We start from the raw sequence: 331 nt of genomic DNA, 5'->3' as shown, positions 1-331 counted from the left end.
TGTTGACCAAATCTGTTGACCCGGTAATACCCAAAGCACCTACCCAGTAACCTGTATCTGCCCAGTCAGTATCATCACCCCACGCTACATCCAAGCGATTAAACTGGTTCGATGAATTGATCGTCATTCCTGTAAGACCATCAGCGCCGCCCGCGGCAATTAACAAATCAGAATTAACATCCATATTAATCCACAAGCTACCGTAACTTGCTAAAGGCGCGCCCGACGTAACATCATTAGTTACCCCGTGATTTAACGCGTTATTACTATACCTAATGGCATCTACACTTAGCTCTGCCTTTAGGTTAGGCATTGATAAGTTAAGCTGTCC

The 331-nt window shown here is 45.0% G+C and carries 1 protein-coding gene; it reads right to left on the bottom strand.

Annotated elements, in window-relative coordinates:
- Positions 1 to 313, bottom strand: a 313-nt coding sequence (locus A3757_RS04705; RefSeq protein ID WP_197469779.1) for a hypothetical protein, incomplete at its 3' end; no start/stop codon positions are given.
- Positions 314 to 331: the final 18 nt, after the last annotated feature.

This window comes from Oleiphilus sp. HI0117, from assembly GCF_001635235.1.
This window is presented reverse-complemented; position numbering and strand designations above follow the sequence as displayed.